16 protein-coding genes, 1 tRNA gene and 1 riboswitch are annotated in these 18,895 nt (G+C 46.7%); of the genes, 11 read left to right on the top strand and 6 right to left on the bottom strand.

Features of this window, described 5'->3' with window-relative positions:
- Positions 1–23: 23 nt before the first annotated feature.
- The 4 genes from ACES2C_RS05230 to prfA all read right to left on the bottom strand — a co-directional run bounded on the left by ACES2C_RS05230 (position 24) and on the right by prfA (position 6,030).
- Positions 24–3,137, bottom strand: a complete 3,114-nt coding sequence (locus tag ACES2C_RS05230; protein WP_374165945.1) for a SusC/RagA family TonB-linked outer membrane protein — start codon at positions 3,135–3,137, stop codon at positions 24–26.
- Positions 3,138–3,349: 212 nt separating this feature from the next.
- A riboswitch (SAM riboswitch) is annotated at positions 3,350–3,457 on the bottom strand.
- Positions 3,458–4,053: 596 nt separating this feature from the next.
- Positions 4,054–4,530 (bottom strand): hypothetical protein, encoded by a 477-nt coding sequence (locus tag ACES2C_RS05235; protein ID WP_374165946.1) that lies wholly within the window; start codon positions 4,528–4,530, stop codon positions 4,054–4,056.
- Positions 4,531–4,787: 257 nt separating this feature from the next.
- Positions 4,788–4,861: transfer RNA gene (locus ACES2C_RS05240), tRNA-Asp, on the bottom strand.
- Between the two features lie 95 nt (positions 4,862–4,956).
- A complete protein-coding gene (gene prfA / locus ACES2C_RS05245) occupies positions 4,957–6,030 on the bottom strand; it encodes a peptide chain release factor 1 (protein WP_374165947.1) in 1,074 nt (357 codons plus the stop codon).
- A 927-nt stretch (positions 6,031–6,957) separates the two neighbouring features.
- On the opposite strand from prfA, the gene ACES2C_RS05250 reads away from it, so the two are divergent.
- The 8 genes from ACES2C_RS05250 to ACES2C_RS05285 all read left to right on the top strand — a co-directional run bounded on the left by ACES2C_RS05250 (position 6,958) and on the right by ACES2C_RS05285 (position 13,379).
- A complete protein-coding gene (locus ACES2C_RS05250; protein ID WP_374165948.1) occupies positions 6,958–7,677 on the top strand; it encodes an NADP-dependent phosphogluconate dehydrogenase in 720 nt (239 codons plus the stop codon).
- Positions 7,661–7,930 (top strand): hypothetical protein, encoded by a 270-nt coding sequence (locus tag ACES2C_RS05255; protein WP_374165949.1) that lies wholly within the window; start codon positions 7,661–7,663, stop codon positions 7,928–7,930. The genes ACES2C_RS05250 and ACES2C_RS05255 overlap by 17 nt, the downstream gene beginning before the upstream one ends.
- Positions 7,931–8,042: 112 nt before the next feature.
- The gene (locus tag ACES2C_RS05260; protein ID WP_374165950.1) at positions 8,043–8,852 is read left to right on the top strand and encodes a hypothetical protein; all 810 of its coding nucleotides are present in this window, start codon (positions 8,043–8,045) and stop codon (positions 8,850–8,852) included.
- A 3-nt stretch (positions 8,853–8,855) separates the two neighbouring features.
- Positions 8,856–9,638 carry a methyltransferase domain-containing protein gene (locus ACES2C_RS05265; RefSeq protein ID WP_374165951.1) on the top strand — a complete coding sequence of 261 codons (783 nt, stop codon included), beginning with the start codon at positions 8,856–8,858 and terminating at the stop codon, positions 9,636–9,638.
- Positions 9,639–9,641: 3 nt separating this feature from the next.
- Positions 9,642–10,094 carry a 7TM-DISM domain-containing protein gene (locus tag ACES2C_RS05270; protein ID WP_374165952.1) on the top strand — a complete coding sequence of 151 codons (453 nt, stop codon included), beginning with the start codon at positions 9,642–9,644 and terminating at the stop codon, positions 10,092–10,094.
- Positions 10,095–10,096: 2 nt separating this feature from the next.
- Positions 10,097–11,785, top strand: a complete 1,689-nt coding sequence (locus tag ACES2C_RS05275) for a 7TM diverse intracellular signaling domain-containing protein (protein WP_374165953.1) — start codon at positions 10,097–10,099, stop codon at positions 11,783–11,785.
- Between the two features lie 86 nt (positions 11,786–11,871).
- On the top strand, positions 11,872–12,957 hold the full coding sequence (locus ACES2C_RS05280; protein WP_374165954.1) for a hybrid sensor histidine kinase/response regulator: 1,086 nt from the start codon (positions 11,872–11,874) through the stop codon (positions 12,955–12,957).
- 2 nt (positions 12,958–12,959) lie between these two features.
- Entirely contained in the window at positions 12,960–13,379 is a 420-nt protein-coding gene (locus ACES2C_RS05285) for a response regulator (RefSeq protein WP_374165955.1), read from the top strand.
- Here the strand turns inward: ACES2C_RS05285 and ACES2C_RS05290 are convergent, their stop codons facing one another.
- Both ACES2C_RS05290 and ACES2C_RS05295 read right to left on the bottom strand, forming a co-directional pair.
- Complete coding sequence (locus ACES2C_RS05290) at positions 13,380–13,844, bottom strand: response regulator (protein ID WP_374165956.1); 465 nt, start codon at positions 13,842–13,844, stop codon at positions 13,380–13,382. It lies immediately after the preceding gene.
- A 36-nt stretch (positions 13,845–13,880) separates the two neighbouring features.
- Positions 13,881–14,684 carry a UDP-2,3-diacylglucosamine diphosphatase gene (locus tag ACES2C_RS05295; RefSeq protein ID WP_374165957.1) on the bottom strand — a complete coding sequence of 268 codons (804 nt, stop codon included), beginning with the start codon at positions 14,682–14,684 and terminating at the stop codon, positions 13,881–13,883.
- 261 nt (positions 14,685–14,945) lie between these two features.
- Here ACES2C_RS05295 and ACES2C_RS05300 point away from each other — a divergent pair, with 261 nt between their 5' ends.
- The 3 genes from ACES2C_RS05300 to ACES2C_RS05310 all read left to right on the top strand — a co-directional run bounded on the left by ACES2C_RS05300 (position 14,946) and on the right by ACES2C_RS05310 (position 18,868).
- The gene (locus ACES2C_RS05300; RefSeq protein WP_374165958.1) at positions 14,946–17,069 is read left to right on the top strand and encodes a prolyl oligopeptidase family protein; all 2,124 of its coding nucleotides are present in this window, start codon (positions 14,946–14,948) and stop codon (positions 17,067–17,069) included.
- Positions 17,070–17,139: 70 nt separating this feature from the next.
- Positions 17,140–18,381 (top strand): sensor histidine kinase, encoded by a 1,242-nt coding sequence (locus ACES2C_RS05305; RefSeq protein ID WP_374165959.1) that lies wholly within the window; start codon positions 17,140–17,142, stop codon positions 18,379–18,381.
- Positions 18,362–18,868 carry a DinB family protein gene (locus ACES2C_RS05310; protein WP_374165960.1) on the top strand — a complete coding sequence of 169 codons (507 nt, stop codon included), beginning with the start codon at positions 18,362–18,364 and terminating at the stop codon, positions 18,866–18,868. The genes ACES2C_RS05305 and ACES2C_RS05310 overlap by 20 nt, the downstream gene beginning before the upstream one ends.
- Positions 18,869–18,895: the final 27 nt, after the last annotated feature.

Here is an 18,895-nt window from a genome sequence, read left to right on the forward strand (position 1 = left end):
TCTATTCAATCTTATAGTTCAAACTAGAATGTTAACTGAAGGCCTGCGGACAATGAGCGGATGGCGGGATAACGATAGTAGGTAGTTCCTTCAACGGTCTGTTCAGGATCCATGCCCTGGTGTCCATAAAAAGTAAGAAGGTTTTCGCCGAGGAGCGAAAAGCGCACGTTCGCAACACTTAGCTTCGAGGTCAGAGCCTTGGGAAGGTTGTAGCTCAAACTCAAGGTCTTTAAGCGGGCGTAAGTAGCGCTATACAGAAAGCGAGTTGATGCAGAATTCCAGCTGTTATTCACGGTGGACAAAGCTGGAACGTCGGTATTTCGGTTCTCGGGCGTCCACCTGTTCAGGATCTCCGTCGACCATGACCTCCCTGGATTACTTCCGTTGTGCAGGATCATGGTATAATCGTTGTCCAGAATCTTGCCCCCAACGCTATAACTAAGCAAGGCCGATAACTCGAAGTTAGAAAGCCTGAAGGTATTGGTAATTCCACCATAGACATCGGGCAGAGAGGTGCTGTTTTGCAAATACTGACTCCCTTCAGCGTAAACGTTTGTTATTACTTTCTGGCCATCGGAATTTGTCTTATACCATTGTGGCAAGCCTGTCTCTGTGCTGACACCCGCCCATTCCTTGAGGAAAAACCGGTTCAGGGAGCCTCCTACTATTAACTTTTTAGTTCCTGATATGATTTCCTTCTGCGGCAATTCGGTAATCTTATTCTTATAATGGGTAGCATTCAAATTCAGATCCCATCTGAAGTTGCGGGTCTTAACGGGCACCAGATTTAACTGCACCTCAAAGCCGGTGTTCTGCACGGCGCCTACATTGGCATCGAGGGAAGAAAAACCTGTTGACGGCGCAAGTGGTCTGGCAAAAAGCAGGTCTTTTGATTCTCGGTTGAAGTACTCTGCCGTAGCTGAAATACGACCAGCAAGCAAGGACACATCAAGCCCCAAATTAAAATTAAGGTTCGATTCCCACTTTAAGTCCGGAGTAGGAAGACGCGAGGTCACAACCCCGCTTTCCCCCAAGTTATTGGAGATGGCATAAAGCGCTTCATAGGCATAATATGTACCGATGTTATCATTACCCTGAGCACCATAACTGGCTCTCAAAGTGAGAAGATTAAGCCAGTCTATTCCCTTTAGAAACTGCTCTTCGGATAACTTCCAGGATGCCCCCACAGACCAGAAGGTCCCCCATCGCGAATCAGGAGAGAATCTGGATGATCCATCGGTGCGCAGCGAGGCAGAGAAAAGGTATTTATTCTGGTAGTCATATTCTGCACGCCCAAGGAAGCTAAGAAGGCGGTAATCAACGGATGAACCGCTAAAGCTGTTTAGCTGTGATGCTGCATCAGGTTCGTACAGCCCGGGAAGCACAAAGCTTTGTCTGCTGCCCGAAATGGTCCTTTGGTTATACTTGTAGAACTCCTGTCCGCCCAGCAGGTTTAAATGATGATCGTTAAAACGCTTCTCAAATGAAAGAAGATTGTTAACGGTGAATGAGAAGGTGCGCGTGCTCGTTCGGTCAACTGATCCCCTGATCTCTGCGCTTTCGCCTAACTGGGGATTGGTATAAAAATGATCGTTCCGGTTGACGAAATCGGCATTATAGCTTGTCTTAAATTTCAGGCCCGGTACTATAGTGGCTTCCAAAAAAGATCTCGCCGCAACGTTATCCCGCAATATCTCCGATTTATCCAGATCTACGGTAGCGGCAAGGTTAGACCTCGGTATGGCTGCACTTGGCCGATAAGCCCCAAAGTCGAACACCCTGTTTCCATTTTGGTCGTATTTGAGGCTGCCGTCAGGGTTGCGCTCATAAACGGGGTAAATATTCGGAATCAAACGGGAGTAGATAATGACATTGCTGGTTTGGCTGTCTTCAGACTGCGGATAATCCTGCCTGGTGTTCCCCGCGCTGATGTTCAACCCTGCGGTCAGCCACTTCCTGGCCTGGGAGGTAAGATTCACACGAGCATTATACCTTCTAAAGCCTGAGCCTATCGCAGTCCCCTGGTCGTCCAGATAACCGCCCGAAATATAATACGTACTCTTATCGCTTCCGCCGCTAAAACTCAGCTCGGCCTGCGTCCTCTTTCCAGTCCGTTGCATGACGTCGGCCCAGGAGTCATTCCACAGCGGCTTCGCTCCTGCTACAATTTTACCGTCAAGCCCCACTGGGCTAGGATACTGAGCGCCGTAGGGATCGATGTTCAAATCCGAGAGAACTCTCCGACTTGCCGCCTCAGCTGCAGCCTGAGCAGAGAGGCCATTGTTAAGCTGAGCGTTCCTGACCGCTTCCCAGTACAGCTCAAAATACTGATCAGTAGATACCTGCTGATAATCATCTACTGCCCGCGATGAATATCCCCTCGTAATACTCGCGTTGATAGAAGTCTCCCCTGTCTTACGCCCCTGCTTGGTGGTGATAATGATGACGCCATTTGCTCCCCGTGAGCCGTAGAGGGCACTGGAAGCGGCATCCTTAAGAACACTGATGGATTCCACGTCATTAGGGTTAATGGAACTAACATCGCCGTTAAACGGGGTCCCGTCCACCACATAAAGAGGGGCACTTGAAGCATTAATAGAGCCAATACCACGAATACGGATGGATGCTTCCGTTCCTGGCTGCCCACTGGAAGACGTGGACTGAAGTCCGGGAACGAGGCCCTGCAAAGCCTTGCTGACGTTCGACACCTGCCTGTTTTCAAGCCTGGCGGCCGAAACAGAAGCGACTGACCCGGTTATATTTGCACGTGAAGAGGAACCATATGCTACAACCACCACTTCGTTGAGTGCATTATCAGAGGCTCTTAATTGTACTTTCAGGGTCGGTCCCGTTACAGATATCTCGCGGGTACTAAAACCGATTGATGAAAAAACCAAAACTGCCGGCAAGTTAGGCACCGTTACTGTAAAACTGCCATCCACATTCGTGTACGTGACCTGACTCCTATTTTTAAGGCTTACACGTACCCCTGGAAGCGCTTCACCCGTTCCGGCCTCAGTGACAACGCCCTGTACCTGCCTGTTTTGTCCGCGTGCAGAGCTGGCAGCAAGTAAAAAAATGAGAGAAATAAATACATAAGGCACAAGCCGATACCGCAAAAATAAAGATTGCTTCATTTTCTGTTGAGATTGTAAAAGTTAAAACAAGTAAGATTAGATGTATTTCTGATTGAGCTAGCCAGTATCAGGACGGGCTGCACTAAACGTTGTTGCAGCCGCAACAGGCTGCCTTGCTATACATTATCATCATCATAAGTCTGTTAATCGACCTAAACTGACAGAAGAAGTGAAAAGATAATTCAACAGAACACGAATGTGATCGCTGATCCTCCTTATCTTCTCTGCTTTTCAGCAGACAGGAATTAGCACCTTGTATTTCCGGACTACAGGTTGCTAAGACTTCACAGGGCCTTTCCCTCCGTCTTTCTGGATAAGTCTTGAATGAACAGGAGCAAATATATTGATATAATCTACAATTCCTATAGACTATTTTAACTTTAACTCTTTAACTCTTCTCACCAGGCAAATGCAAGTGTTTTGTACCAGCAAAATGCCGTTCAATGGCTACATATCAAATTTTCACTAATTCAGAAGACCGCCAGTTGCATCTTTCCCTCCACCCGATGAGCAGGCTGAAACTCGAAAGTACATGATCCGCTGCGAAAAAGATACAAAGTTCGGCCGTTCTGGTCAGGCTGGCGGGAATCAGGACAAACTGAGGATTTGGTGCGAATACCTTGAAGTCGGGCAAAAGCACCCGGACCTCTTTTCAGGACACCAGACACGGACACCTTGAAAAGGAGCTGTCCTGCCCATTTAAATGCAGGCAGGAGGCGTTGCAAAAAGAACAGAGAAGTAACAATCAGCCGGGCGATGGCCCCGCTATTAGGGATAACCCGTACGTCCTGAAAAACGTCGTGAGATCCAGGGACAAACGGCGATGAAAGTCGGTGAATGTTCTTCCTCGTTATGAAAAAAGCAGGTTTAAAAACTAACCGACGGCTTCAACAAGGCTACGCTCTTTCTCCGTAGGCTAAAACTTGTATCCAATGCCGATACCTGGGTTCCATTTCCCATCCTTTGCAGCAGTCTTACTGTTATAATAGAACGGAACCTGAAGCGCCAGATGCCTCACTGAAAATGTAAATCCAAAACCGAGTGAAGGCGTAATGACCGAGTTCTTGGGTGCTCCTTCGCTTACCTTGTCTTCCTTTATCCGCAAGCTTGGCATCATACCCAGCGATACCGAAACCGGTTTACGTGTGAACTTTACAGCCGGGCCTGTGAAATTGACATAAGCTCCTTTATCTACATACCCGGCCACTATAATTCCCTCAAAAGGCGTTACCCCCACCTTTGTAGTAGGCGTAGTTTGAGCACTGCTTTGAGAGATCATGGCAACAAGGGTAACGAGAGAGGCCAACAGGACCGGCCTGCCCTTCGATAATACTTTCCGGATAACGGCTAGGTCAGATAGCTGCAGCTGAGAGTAAAGCGTTCTTCTTTTCATAGGGATAAGACTTTTAGTTCCAAAGGTATTCGTTAACTACCCGAACTTCAACTCCAAACATCGTACCAAGGAATACGACGAATCAAGTTCTAGGCTCTGGCCGCGTATGGAAGGGACGGAAGGGAATTTTTTCCTCTTCAGACTCATGAAATTATTTGCTTAGTCCACAGATTTTGGTCCAGATCCAAAATTTCTGCATCCCCCTTTCCCGACCCTGCGCCTAAAATGACAAAAGCCACTCGTTTGAGTGGCTTTTGCGGTCCGGACGGGACTCGAACCCGCGACCCCATGCGTGACAGGCATGTATTCTAACCAGCTGAACTACCGGACCGTCCTGTTTGGGACTGCAAACATAGTGCTATTATTTTATTTGTCAAAATATTTTTTCCAAAAATTCAAACAGCACTGATTATCAGAAAAATAATTTTACGCACCTGAGCCCTCTTTCATTTTTTCCGCGTTTTCAGCGAACTGCAGGGCATCTATTATCTCCTGAATATCGCCATCCATGATTGCAGGAAGGTTATATAATGTCAGACCAACACGATGTTCGGTCACCCTTCCCTGAGGATAATTGTAGGTACGGATCTTGGCAGAACGATCACCGGTTGATACCATCGTCTTTCTCTTAGCGGCGATATCTCCGGTCTGCTTTTGTAATTCGAGGTCGTATAATTTACTTCTCAGCATCTCCATCGCACGCTCGCGGTTGCCTAACTGTGAACGTTCAACCTGACACACCACTACAATGCCCGTTGGCTTGTGGGTAAGCTGCACCTTTGTTTCTACCTTGTTTACATTCTGTCCACCAGCTCCCCCGGACCGGGAGGTCTGCATCTCCACATCTGCCGGGTTGAGGTAAAAGTCAACTTCTTCAACTTCCGGCAAAACAGCTACCGACGCTGCAGAAGTGTGGACACGCCCCTGTGTTTCTGTTTCAGGAACACGCTGTACACGATGCACTCCCGACTCATACTTTAGCGTTCCATAAACATCCTCACCGTTGACCTTCAGAATCACTTCCTTATAGCCTCCCGCCGTTCCCTCTGTTACGTCCATTACTTCCGTTCTCCATCCCTTCTTTTCGAAGAACCTTGTGTACATCCGATAAAGATCACCCGCAAACAAAGCGGCCTCGTCTCCTCCTGTGCCTCCCCGGATTTCAAGAACCGCATTCTTCGCATCCTCAGGATCCTTCGGTATTAACATCAGTCGTATCTTCTCTTCAAGAGATTCTTTTTGTTCGAGCAGTTCATCGAGATCCATCTTTGCCATTTCACGCAACTCGTCATCCTTCTCGGTGGCCAGTATTTCCTTGTTGGTTTCTATATTTGAAACAACATTCCGGTAAATCTTATACTCGTCAACAATCTTTCCCAGATCCTTGTATTCCTTATTCAACTGGGCAAATCTTTTCATATCGCTGATCGTAGCCGGATCGCTCAGTTCCCGTTCCACCTCTTCCCAGCGGAGTTTTATCGCTTCTAATTTATCTAACATGTCTATTTGAAAAAGCAAACACATTGCCAGAGACTTACCTCCATAACAGATGTGTTTTATTTGGTACTTTTTATAAAGCACACAAAAATAAGCGTTTTTTCTGAAAGTCTCTTTGATGTTTAAAGGCCAGGAAGCACCTTCAACACACTATGCCTGAAGCCGCTTTCAGGAGCTGAGTGATAAACACTTCGAGTGCCATTGGCCTCACCCCTCCGGCACACCAGTTATAAGCCAAACTCGTATCAAGTTATCTTTTGATCCACAAACAAAAGCCCTTACCGCCGTCCCTGTCTCCACTACTCGTCCCCCCGACCGCGAGGTGAGGGAGTAGTGTCGCCGACATGAGTCCGACTTTTATTAGGAAAAGTCGGACTCATGTCGGGCTCGATACGCGCTCACCACGGGCTCAGGGGGAGCCATGGACAACGAAGACACCTCGCAAATAGCCCTCTTTAGCAGATGAGTCCATACTTTGGTAATAACCCGGTACTGCAAGAACAAGCCATACCCTTGACAGTCCATTTACAATTAGGGCAAGGGACGATTCTTCAGTCGACTTTCATTCGCAGTTATAAGTTCGATCACGATCCTGATCCCGAAGTGCTCTTTGGTTTCCTCCCTCGCCAATATCGCACAAACCGGAAAAATATCGAGTGAAAATAAGATAGGCTGAAAAAGAGCAAGGCAGTAAAAAGAACGCCGGCCTGATCAAAAAGCAACACGAGAAAAGAGCAATCCGACTTTATGCTTTCAGCAAACATTATGGATAAAATCGCCTTCCTATACTTGAAGGCGGGACAGTTTTACAGAGAACGCTTACTAAAGCCGAATAGAGCACAAAGCCATACTGCCAGGTACCTGCTGCCGGGCAACCAAAGAAACGATGCAAGAGCTTAATCTTTAAAACAGTTAAAAAAATACAGCACAATGAAGAAAACAGCATTTGGAATTATCGGACTCGGAAAAATGGGAGGGAATCTGGCACTTCAGGCCTTTGAAAAAGGCTACGATGTCATTGGGTTCGACCGTTACAGGAATCAGGAGAAAACTGACTATCCGTACCGAGTAGTGGAAAGCCTGGCAGATCTGGTTAACGCACTTCCTGCTCCCAGGATCATTTTTATGTACATACCAGCAGGCTCCGCTGTAGACGAGACATTAGACCAGCTTTCGCAACTTGCAGCGGCCAAAGACATCCTCATAGATGGGGGTAACTCTTATTGGGGAGATTCCATTGTGAGAGCACGCCGGTTGAAAGAACGGGAGATCTACTTCGTAGATTGCGGCACCAGTGGCGGGATAAGCGGCGCGCGGGAGGGTGCATGCTTCATGGCCGGGGGTGCAGAGGACGCCATCAATCAGATCAGTGGGATTTTGAAAGACCTCTCGGTTCCCGACGGCTTTGTTCACACCGGCCCGACCGGCTCCGGTCATTTTGTAAAATTGGTACACAACGGAATTGAATTTGGTATGCTGCAAGCAATAGGCGAAGGCATGGAATTGCTTGAGCATTATCGCGACGAGCTCGATATTTCAGCGATTCTGAAAACATGGAACCATGGCTCTGTGATCAGGTCCTGGCTGATCGAACTAATGAAGGAAGTATACGACGCAAAGGGGGTACGATCAGGTGCCTGCGTATATTGAAGACACCGGCGAGGTCAACTGGCTGGTTAACGACGCCATGCGGATGGAAGTGCCGGTGCCCGTAATTGCCCAATCCGTTATGCAGCTCTTTGCGTCGCGGGATGGAGATAAAAAATGGGCAAAAGCCATTGCCATGATGCGTCATGGTTTTGGAGGCCACCCTTTTGGCGAGCATTTGGGAATAAGATATGAGCGACAGTATGGCAAAATTGAAAACGCCGAGAGCCGGTTCCTCTATAAAAAGGATGATTAGTACGGGTCGACTGCTATCCGTTCCTACAAAAGCCAGATGTAAAATAAATCGTTATTTTTGAAGCAAAATCCCTTGCGGCTCTTACCCGTAGGGTTAAGATGGAGCACGCCAGATGGACAGCAGTTTAAACAGAGAAAAGCCTGTAGTAAGACTAAGAGCATTCAGGGCAATAGACGACCCTGAAACATGCGCTCTGTTTGTAGAAGGACATATGCACGTCCTGACAAATTTCGGGATTCAAAAGATCACGTCGGCTAAAAATGAGTGGCTTCATAACCCGGCAGCATTTGTCCTCATCGTCGAGTCGCTGGATCGGAAGAAAGTGTATGGGGGCGTCCGCATACACGTTGCAGGAGGAAGTGAACCGCTTCCGATCGAACAAGCCACCGGACATATGGACCCTCATATTTATGAGCTCGTCAGAAAATATGCCTTGCAGGGAACGGGGGAAGGATGCGGTCTGTGGAACTCGCGCGAAATAGCCGGCTATGGCATCGGAAGCATTTTCCTTACCCGCGCAGGCCTGGCGGTAGCTCCCCAGATCGGGATCAAGTCGCTATTTGCTCTTTGTGCACCGTACACGGTCAAACTATCAGAGACAATTGGCTATCGCATAGAAAAACGAGTAGGTAACGATGGTACTTTCTACTATCCGAAACTAGACCTCATTGCCACAACGATGATCTATGAGGATCTTGAAAACCTGAGCACGGCCAGTGAAGAGGACAGGAATGCCGTGATGGAGTTGCGGGCAAACCCCAATGTGGTACGTACGGAAGTGCTTCGTAAGAAAGAAATTGAGATCCATTACGACATCAATATTCCTAAGCTCGATCAATGGAGCCTTGCAGATACGATTGCCAACTCCCAGAAACCGAGGGCCAGCACCCGGCCCGAGGACACAAACCTGAATTTACTTTAACATTTGAATTTATTAGGCGCTATGGCGGAGAAACACTATAACATCAACTATCTTGAAGGAACTGCGCTTGTCTTGAAGAACCTGAAAGAGAATTCTTACAAGCCCTTCCTGGGAATAAACAGCGGCATTGTCCTGGATCTGGGATGCGGGACCGGCATTGATGCCATCAACCTGGCAAAAGCCCTCGGCCCTGAGGTAAAGGTAAAGGGCATTGATCACGACAGCGTGATGATTGGAAAAGCCATTGATTCTTCTGCCGGTGTACAAAATGTAGAGTTCCTAGTAGCAGAAGCACATCCCATTCCCTATGAAGATGCGTCCGCAAGAGGAGCGCGGGCCGAACGGCTCCTTCAGCACTTAAAGGAACCCGATAAGCTGATCAGGGACGTATATCGCGTCCTTCAGCCAGGATCTCCCTTTGTAATTGTAGAGACGGACTGGAGCAGTATGTCTTTCTATAACAATGATCCGGCAGTAGCCGGAAAAGTAAATGCGTATCTGACCGAAAAGAAAGTAAACAAGGGCGCCGTGGCCCGGGAACTAACATGGAATCTAAAAGCCTCGGGCTTCCAAGACATCGCGCTTGAAGTATTTCCTTTTGTGGTAAGATCGGTTCAGGAGATCTTCGCCTACTTGCTGATTGACCAGTCGCTGCGGGAGATGCAGGAAAAAAAGCTGCTTTCTCAAAGCGAATACGAGCAGTTCTTACAGGATCTGGAGGACGCGGAGGAAGGAAACTATTTTGCTTGCACCCTGAACCTGATCATAGCCTCTGCCGTTAAATAGCACATGAAGCTACGTGTAAAAAGATACATCGTATTCCTTGCTGCATTGCTTTCCGCAATTGCTGTCCATGGCGATGTTATTTTTTCATCCTCCTCAGAGAGAATTCTGCCTGGTAAAGACTTGTATATTCTGGCTCCCGATCAGGAGCTGGACCTGCAAAAGGTGGCATCTTCTAACGCGTTTCAGCCCAACACGGCAGAAGTAGCAAACGCCGGATTGCGGAAGCACAGCGTGTGGTTCAGATTTACAATTAAAAACGAAGGGCAGGCGGAGCGCCTGCTGCTCAATCTGGCATACCCGCGCTTTGAAGAAGTCAGCCTGAGCGTATTACAAAACGGGAGGTTCTCTACAACCTCGGTCCGGAACAAGCAGGGTTTCAGCAAGCGCCCCTACGATGCTTCGGGGTTTATTTTTGACCTTCATATCCCCCGGGGGAGAGCCGCACCTACTATCTGAGGGTGAAAGGAAAAGAACCGATCTTTCTGCCTCTGTATCTGGGCAGCGAAAAATCGGTTGTCGCCCGTACCGGGCGAGACAACATGTTATCGGGCATCTACATGGGGATTGTCCTGATCATGGTATTTTACAATCTGTTCATCTACTTCTCGGTAAAAGACAGAAGCTATATTTATTATGTGGTATACGTCCTCTTCGCGGGGCTTACCCAGTTCGGTCTTAAGGGATATAACTTTCAATACCTGTGGCCAGGAGACGGTGCCTTTGACACACTTAGTGTTACTTTGTTCGGGGCTATCGGGGGCCTTGCGGCTCTTTTGTTCACCCGCAACTTCCTTGAACTAAAAAAACGGCATTCACGGTTTAATATCCTTATTCTGACATTCTCCGCGTTCTTTATCCTAAGCATTCTGGCGGTATGCGCTGGCTTCACTACAGAAGCTTTTAAAGCGATGCAGATCACAACGTCTATCTCATCAGTTGGGGTGTTTTGCATTTCTATTATTCTGATGCTGAAGGGATACCGCGGTGCTAAGTTCTTTTTTTATGCCTGGTCTGTGCTGCTTGCAGGTGCAGTGATCTTCTTGCTAAAGGATTACGGACTGCTACCCTATAACACGTTCACGAGCTACAGTGTACAGGGGGCATCGGCTATCGAGATGGCCCTTCTTTCTTTCGGTTTGGCCGACAGGATCAACATCTTAAAACGGGAGAAAGAGATGTCGCAGGCCGAGGCGCTGAGAGTGGCAAAAGAAAACGAAAGAATTATCAGGGAGCAGAATGTTCTGCTCGAACAAAAAGTTCACGAACGCACGCTGGAGTTGCAGGATGCAAATGAAGAGTTAAACGCAACGCTGGAGGACCTTAAACAGGCGCAGAGTCAACTGGTTGAATCTGAGAAAATGGCTTCTTTAGGACAGCTGACAGCGGGAATAGCACATGAAATCAACAACCCTGTCAACTTTGTGAGTTCCAACGTGAATCCTCTGCGTCGCGACATTGACCTGCTGCTCGACGCGATGGCTGCTATCGAAAAAGTGGCGCTATCAGAGGCTGGAAGCGGTGAAAAAGAGAAGGAGATAGAAAGCATCAAGGAGGATCTGGACTTTGATTACCTGAAGGTAGAAATCACACATCTCCTAAAAGGAATACATGAAGGAGCAAGCCGAACCGCAGAGATCGTAAAGGGCCTGCGGATCTTTTCGCGGGTTGACGAAGATGACTTGAAAAAAGCAGATGTAACGGCTGGACTAGAGTCAACGCTCGTCATTATCAATAATTTGACTAGCAATAAAATTGCGGTGATAAGGAAATTTTCGGACTTGCCCGCAATCGAGTGCTACCCCGGCAAATTGAACCAGGTATTTTTAAATATTTTGACTAACGCAGTACACGCCGTTGTTAAGAAGTTTGGTGAACGACCGGGTGGAAAAATAACAATCAGCACCCACTGTGACAATACCCATGTGTATGTTACTATCGCGGATAACGGCACTGGGATGGATGATCATGTCAAGAGAAAAATCTTTGAACCTTTCTTTACTACCAAAGACGTTGGAGAAGGTACAGGCCTCGGTATGTCGATCGCTTACAATACCATTGGCAAACATAATGGCGACATCATTGTAGAATCTACTTTAGGCGAAGGTACTAGATTTGTACTGCAGCTGCCTATCACGCATAAGTCGTAACAATCAAACAACCTTTTACCACGCTTATTCGTATACCTATTCTTGCCAAGCTATCAAGATGGCGAAAACTTTAATTACGGATGCTCATGTCAGAAAAGTTAAAAATATTGTACGTTGATGATGAGCCTAACAACCTGATTAGTTTCAAGGCCTTACTACGGCTCGATTTTAAAATATTCACGGCGCAGACCTCTTCAGAGGCCGAAAAGCACCTTATGGACCACCCTGACATCAGGGTGATTTTCTGTGACCAACGGATGCCTGACAAAACGGGAGTAGAATTCTTTGACGAGATAAGAGTAAAATATCCCTTACCTGTCAGAGTCCTTATTACTGGCTATGCTGACATAGAAGCTGTAATCGACGCGATCAACAAGAGCCATATATTTAGATACCTGAAAAAACCGTGGGTACACGAAGACTTGCTGTCGGCAATTACTGAAGCCAATAACTTTTATATTGCGAACTCCATGCTGGGGGTCAAAAATAAAGAGCTGCAGAAAGCCTATGAGGAACTTGATAAGTTCGCGTACAGTGTAAGTCACGACATACGGGGTCCGCTGTCGGGACTTTTGGGTGCGATAAGTCTATCACATGAAATGTCTGGCTTGTCCGAAATTAAGGATATGTTAAACCTGATGGAAAAGTCTGTTAAGAAGCTCGACGTATTTGTACAGGGCATGCACGAGTATTACAGCCTGCAAAGGGGCGAGCTGCTGATTAAGGAAATAGACCTGAACAAAATTGTAGATGATACACGCGATATTTATAAACTATATGCGAGAGCAAACCAAATTAATTTTGATATTGATGTTCATTTAACGGAACCTTTTAGGAACGATGAGATCCTGCTAAAGATTGTGATCAATAATCTTCTTTCGAATGCATTTAAATATCAGCGCGCCGAAAGTGACACCCATTACGTACAACTTCGCATTGACGTGAACAAAGGCAAAACCACCATTGTGGTTAGCGATAATGGCATAGGAATTCCCGAAAAATACCAGGGGGACATTTTTAATTTGTTTTTCAGAGCCAGTACCAAGGGAGCGGGATCCGGCTTTGGACTCTATAATGTAAAAGACGCCCTCGTTAAGCTAAATGGCGAAATTACGGTAGAGTCGATAGTTGACGTTGGCACAACTTTTACGGTTACTATTCCAAACAAATAACTATGAAGCTTTCATTTCTCATCATAGACGACAGTGAGCTTGACTGCTACGTTGCTGAGAAACTTATTAAGAGCAGGGCAGGTATTAGCAGCGTTCACACTTTTCTTGAAGCAGAAGCGGCACTTGCACACATCATTAACAATAAAACGGAGTCTAACGCGCTGACAGTTATTCTGCTGGATATATTAATGCCCGTTATGGACGGACACGATTTCCTCGACGAATTTGAAAAACTACCGTCACAGATTGTTGAAAAGTACCTCATCATTGCAATCACCTCGTCATTAAATAAAAATGAGATTGAAACGATAGGACGCTATAGATCTGTAAAGGCAGTTATTGACAAGCCAATAAAGATTGGTGCTGTTGCTCGTGTCCTTAAGGAGAACAACGCACGTTTGCAAATAACAGAACAACTGTAACTAAGACAACAATTTTTGTCTCAGCAAAAATTCGAGCTGGTCATTAGACAAAGCCAGCTTACCATTCATCTCTTTGATCTCCAGCTTCTCTTTATACACCTGATAGGCCCGCTCGATAGTTGAATCCAGCTCCTTCTCATTCCAGGGCTTGGTTAAATAATGGAAGATCTTGCCCTTATTCACTGCATCTACTACTGCGCCCATATCAGCATATCCGGTAAGTAGTATTCTCATGGGATCAGGATATTTCACAAGCACCTTTTCCAGAAACTCCACGCCCGTCATGTTCGGCATACGCTGGTCTGTGACGATAATGTCCACTGGCTTTGTTTCCAATATCTTTATTGCGTCATCCCCGCTTATTGCCGTGTAGACCTGATACTTCAGGCGAAAGGTAGCTTTGAATGAAATCAGGTTATTTTCTTCATCATCAACATAAAGAATTGAAATCTTCTTATCCGACATAGTTAAAATATGATATGATAGCTATAGCTGCTAACTTTAATACGAAAAACAAACCAAATAAGTTGCTGGGTTCCAGAATTTAGACTGCCTGCCCCCTTTAAAATACTCCAGCTTTAATGACCCTTCCTCAAAGACTGCATAAGAACAATAGTTAATCCATTCGCCCAGGTTGATATAGCGGCTTCCCTTCTCGATGTTCAGATCCAGAGGAAGATGTCTGTGCCCATAGATAAAGTAATCAAAAAAATCGTCCTGCAGGATATTCCTGCTGTAGGTGACCAGCCATTCCTGTTGTTCTCCCAGGAAACTTTCTTTTTTCATCCCCGCTGCGCGGCTATGGCCAGACCAGGCCAAAGCTATACCAATACCTAAATTGGGGTGGATCCGGGCAAACAGCCATTGACAAAAACGGCTTCTGAATATCTTTTTCAGCAGCTTGTACGTTTCGTCCCCCGGCCCTAATCCATCTCCATGATGAATGTAGAAACGCTTACCCCCACGTTCAATTACCAGTTCATTTGAAATGATCTCCACTCCCAGCTCCTGCTTCAGATAACCAAACATCCACATATCGTGATTGCCTTTAAACATGGTGATCTTCACACCCAGGTCTGACAGTTCAGCGAGCTTGCCAAGGAAGCGGACAAATCCTTTCGGGACGGCGTGCTTATATTCAAACCAGAAATCAAATACGTCGCCGACCAGATAAAGCTCTGCAGCATCTGCCTTAATCTGGTCCAGCCAGGCCACTACTGTTGCTTCTCTCTTCCGGCTGACCTGATAGTCAGCTACTCCGAGATGGAAATCTGAGGCAAAATATATCTTGTTACGAACTGACATGAGAAAGAAGGCACAAAGCTAATGAAAAACGGGAAAGAGGAAAAAGATCATAGCCCCACCCTACTCAGGATGAAGAGAAAAATTGTAATTTGCGCATCAGTAAGGGCCACAAGAGCGTTAATATGCAGCCAGAAAGCGGTGCGGCGGAACTGCTGACCTGGTAGTTGCAGTACTGTATTTGCAGCTTCCCGTGCCTCACATCACGCATCCTGCTGTAGTTAAGCTTAGCATAAATTGAATACATCTTAACATTTTGCACGAATGAAGAAAACAGCCATCCTCATCCTCGCAGCCGGAATTACGTTCTCAGGCTTCTCTCAAACAAAAACGAAAAAAATGGTGAATTACCCGACAACGCGGAAAGACAAGACAGCCGACACCTATTTTGGAACATCAGTAGCCGACCCCTACCGCTGGCTCGAGAACGATGTAGCGCCAGACACTAAAGCATGGGTTGCAGAACAGAATAAAGTCACGCAAAGCTATCTGTCACAAATTCCGTATCGCGCCAAGATCAAGGGAAAACTGGAGAAGCTCTGGAACTATGAACGGTACAGTGCCCCTTTCAGGGAAGGTGAATACATCTATTTTATGAAGAATGACGGCCTGCAAAACCAGTCGGTTTTATACCGCCAGAAAGAAGGGGGAGAGCCGGAAGTCTTTCTTGACCCCAATAAGTTTTCATCAGACGGTACCACCTCGCTGGCGGGCATCGAGTTTACAAAAGACGGGAGCCTGACCGCTTATCAGATCTCAGAAGGGGGATCGGACTGGCGAAAAGTGATCGTTATCCGGACCTCCGACAAGGGCGTGATCGGTGATACGCTTACAGATGTTAAGTTTTCGGGTATTGCCTGGAAGGGAAATGAAGGCTTCTATTACAGCAGCTACGACAAGCCGAAACAGGGCAGTGAGCTTTCGGGAATGACGCAGCACCATAAGCTCTACTATCATAAGCTCGGAACTCCTCAAAAAGATGATGTAATGATATTTGGAGGAGAAGCAACACCAAGGCGATACATTGGAGCTTCCATTACGGAGGATGGACGTTTCCTCGTTATTTCTGCCGCCAATTCTACTACTGGCAATGAGCTCTATCTTCAGGACTTGTCGGCAACGGGCTCTCCCATCAAAAAGATTATTGACAACTTCAATAATGAACACAGTATTATAGATAATCAGGGAAGTACGCTCTACATTTTCACGAACCTCAACGCGCCCAATAATAAGATCGTAACAGTTGACGCCTCTGATCCTTCTCCATCCCAATGGAAAGACCTGATCCCCGAGACTGAAAACGTTTTGAGCGCAGGAACGGGAGGCGGAAAGATATTTGCCAGCTATCTCAAAGACGCAACTTCACTCGTCATGCAATATGGCATGGACGGAAAGCTTGAAAGAAGCATAGAACTTCCTGGTGTGGGAAGCGCCTCTGGCTTCGGGGCAAAGAAATCCGAGAAGGAGCTCTACTACACGTTTACGTCATATGTATACCCTCCCACTATATTCAAATATGATATCGCCACGGGAAAATCGGAGGTATACAAGAAATCAGGTGTTCAGTTTGATCCATCTTCCTATGAATCAAAACAGGTGTTTTATAACTCAAAAGACGGAACGCGTGTTCCGATGATCATCACATACAAAAAGGGGATTAAATTAGACGGTAGTAATCCAACCCTGCTATATGGCTACGGAGGATTCAATATCAGCCTCACTCCATCTTTCAGCACATCGAATATTATCCTGCTCGAACAGGGGGGCATCTATGCCGTAGCGAATCTCCGCGGCGGAGGTGAGTATGGCGAAAAGTGGCATATTGCCGGAACGAAACTGCAAAAGCAAAATGTTTTCGACGACTTCATTGCGGCGGCCGAATATCTCATCAGCAACAAGTACACTTCGCGGGAGAAGCTGGCTATTTCAGGCGGTTCTAACGGCGGACTCCTTGTTGGAGCAGCCCTTACACAACGTCCTGAGCTTTTCAAAGTTGCTTTTCCGGCCGTCGGCGTGCTCGATATGCTCCGTTATAATAAATTTACCGCAGGGGCTGGATGGGCTTATGACTACGGAACAGCTGAAGACTCAAAAGAAATGTTCGGGTACCTTTTGAAGTATTCACCTTACCATGCCCTGAAGCCTAATACCAGTTACCCTGCCACGCTGGTTACTACTGCCGATCATGACGACCGTGTGGTTCCTGCCCACTCTTTTAAGTTTGCAGCACGCCTTCAGGAATACCACCGCGGGCCTAATCCGGTTATGATACGTATTGAGACTAAAGCCGGACATGGAGCAGGGAAGTCAACGGCTCAGATCATAGCGGAGCAGGCAGATAAATGGGCATTTATGTTCTATAACATGGGGCTCGGATACAAAGACTAAGACATACAGTCTGTAAGCCCGAAGTGTCAATAATAAGACGGGTATCTGCAGATACCCCAAAAATTGCTGAATGAATCCATACGAACAGAAACGACGGTGGAAATTCCTGCTGCTGGCCTTTGCGGTTGTTATAGCAGCAGCGTCTTTGTGGTACAGTTACTATCTTGTTAAGAACATCGCGCTCTCGGAAAGAACACGGGCTCAGGTGTGGGCCATCAGTACGAAGAAAATTGTCGAAATTGAGGATACAAACGACGAGTTCCTCACTTATATCTATTCGGTCAGAGACAGCCTCACCATGCCTGCGATCGTAACAGACGAACGGGACAGTATCATCTACTGGAAAGGGCTTGACAGCACACGCACTAATATTCCACAGGAGGCGAATTTAAGTATAGAGTCGCCCCTGGTCCACCGCAAGATGTACGATCCGGCTTACTTCAAGCAACAGCTTGAGGAGATGAAGAGCCAGCATCTGCCGATTGTCATCACCCTTGACAACGGCCAGAAATGGTTCGTTTTCTACAAAGATTCTCTCCTGCTTACACAGCTGCGGGTCTTTCCGTATATCCAGCTGACGGTCATAGCGATCTTCCTCCTGGTAGCCTATACAGTCTTTAGTTCATCAAGACGGTCGGAACAGAACCTGGTTTGGGTAGGTATGGCTAAGGAAACGGCCCATCAGCTGGGCACGCCAATCTCCTCACTCATGGCCTGGATAGAATTATTGAAAGAGAAATTCAATGCGGATAACGACCCCCTGATCCTGGAGATGGAAAACGACGTAAAGAGACTGGAAATGGTAGCCGACCGGTTTTCCAAGATCGGTTCTAAGGCTGTACTTCAAAGCCATCCGGTATTTGGAGTGGTGGAGGACTACGTCACCTACTTTAAGGTGAGAGCGAGCGACAAGATTTCGTTTATAGTGACAGGAGACAGGGAAGTAGAAGCGATGATGAACATCCCGCTTTTTGACTGGGTAATAGAAAACCTCCTGAAGAACGCAGTCAACGCAATTGAAGGAGAAGGAAAAATTGAAGTGAAGGTGATCGAGAACCTGGTAAAGGAACAGGTATTCATCGATGTTATCGACAGCGGGAAAGGGATTCCCAGAATGAAATTTGAAACCATCTTTCAGCCGGGCTATACCACGCGCAAAAGAGGATGGGGACTGGGCCTTTCATTAACCAGGAGAATTGTAGAGAATTACCATAAGGGCGAAATTTTTGTCAAGGACTCTGAACCCGGACGCGGAACAACAATGAGAATCATTTTAAAAAGCAGCACGAGATATGAACCGACCACAACCTGATGAGTATGCTCCTTACTATGCAGGGTACGTTGCAGCAGTACAAGATGATGTACTTACAGAATTAGCGAGCCAGGCAAAATCTTTTCCGGAGCTTTTAAACAGCATTGCGCCAGACAGAGAAGATTTTGCTCCGGGTGAAGGAAAATGGACCCTTAAAGAACTGCTCGGTCATGTGATCGACACAGAACGCATTATGACGTACAGGGCGCTTTCTATTGCACGCGGTGAAAAGGCGTCCCTACTGCCGTTTGACCAGGACGAGTATGTAAAAAACTCGAACTACAGAAATCAGAATTTTGCGAAACTTATAGAGGAGTTCAGGGTTTTAAGAGAGGCGAATTTATACCTCTTTAAATCGTTTGAAGAAAAGGAACTGTCGGCTAAAGGCACCGCCAATAATTACAGTATCAGTGTCCGCGGACTCCTATTTGTGATAGCCGGACACGTGAATCATCATAGGAAAATCATAACTGAACGATATTTGTGATTAGGACTGTAAAACCTTAGTGATTTT

The organism is Arcticibacter sp. MXS-1 (assembly GCF_041902385.1).
Lineage (GTDB): Bacteria > Bacteroidota > Bacteroidia > Sphingobacteriales > Sphingobacteriaceae > Arcticibacter.

Excerpts from the sequence above, each read along its gene's own strand:
- ACES2C_RS05230 (WP_374165945.1), bottom strand. The coding sequence starts at position 3,137 with ATGAAGCAATCTTTATTTTTGCGGTATCGGCTTGTGCCTTATGTATTT.
- ACES2C_RS05235 (WP_374165946.1), bottom strand. The coding sequence starts at position 4,530 with ATGAAAAGAAGAACGCTTTACTCTCAGCTGCAGCTATCTGACCTAGCC.
- prfA (WP_374165947.1), bottom strand. The coding sequence starts at position 6,030 with ATGTTAGATAAATTAGAAGCGATAAAACTCCGCTGGGAAGAGGTGGAA.
- ACES2C_RS05250 (WP_374165948.1), top strand. The coding sequence starts at position 6,958 with ATGAAGAAAACAGCATTTGGAATTATCGGACTCGGAAAAATGGGAGGG.
- ACES2C_RS05260 (WP_374165950.1), top strand. The coding sequence starts at position 8,043 with ATGGACAGCAGTTTAAACAGAGAAAAGCCTGTAGTAAGACTAAGAGCA.
- ACES2C_RS05270 (WP_374165952.1), top strand. The coding sequence starts at position 9,642 with ATGAAGCTACGTGTAAAAAGATACATCGTATTCCTTGCTGCATTGCTT.
- ACES2C_RS05280 (WP_374165954.1), top strand. The coding sequence starts at position 11,872 with ATGTCAGAAAAGTTAAAAATATTGTACGTTGATGATGAGCCTAACAAC.
- ACES2C_RS05285 (WP_374165955.1), top strand. The coding sequence starts at position 12,960 with ATGAAGCTTTCATTTCTCATCATAGACGACAGTGAGCTTGACTGCTAC.
- ACES2C_RS05290 (WP_374165956.1), bottom strand. The coding sequence starts at position 13,844 with ATGTCGGATAAGAAGATTTCAATTCTTTATGTTGATGATGAAGAAAAT.
- ACES2C_RS05295 (WP_374165957.1), bottom strand. The coding sequence starts at position 14,684 with ATGTCAGTTCGTAACAAGATATATTTTGCCTCAGATTTCCATCTCGGA.
- ACES2C_RS05300 (WP_374165958.1), top strand. The coding sequence starts at position 14,946 with ATGAAGAAAACAGCCATCCTCATCCTCGCAGCCGGAATTACGTTCTCA.
- ACES2C_RS05305 (WP_374165959.1), top strand. The coding sequence starts at position 17,140 with ATGAATCCATACGAACAGAAACGACGGTGGAAATTCCTGCTGCTGGCC.
- ACES2C_RS05310 (WP_374165960.1), top strand. The coding sequence starts at position 18,362 with ATGAACCGACCACAACCTGATGAGTATGCTCCTTACTATGCAGGGTAC.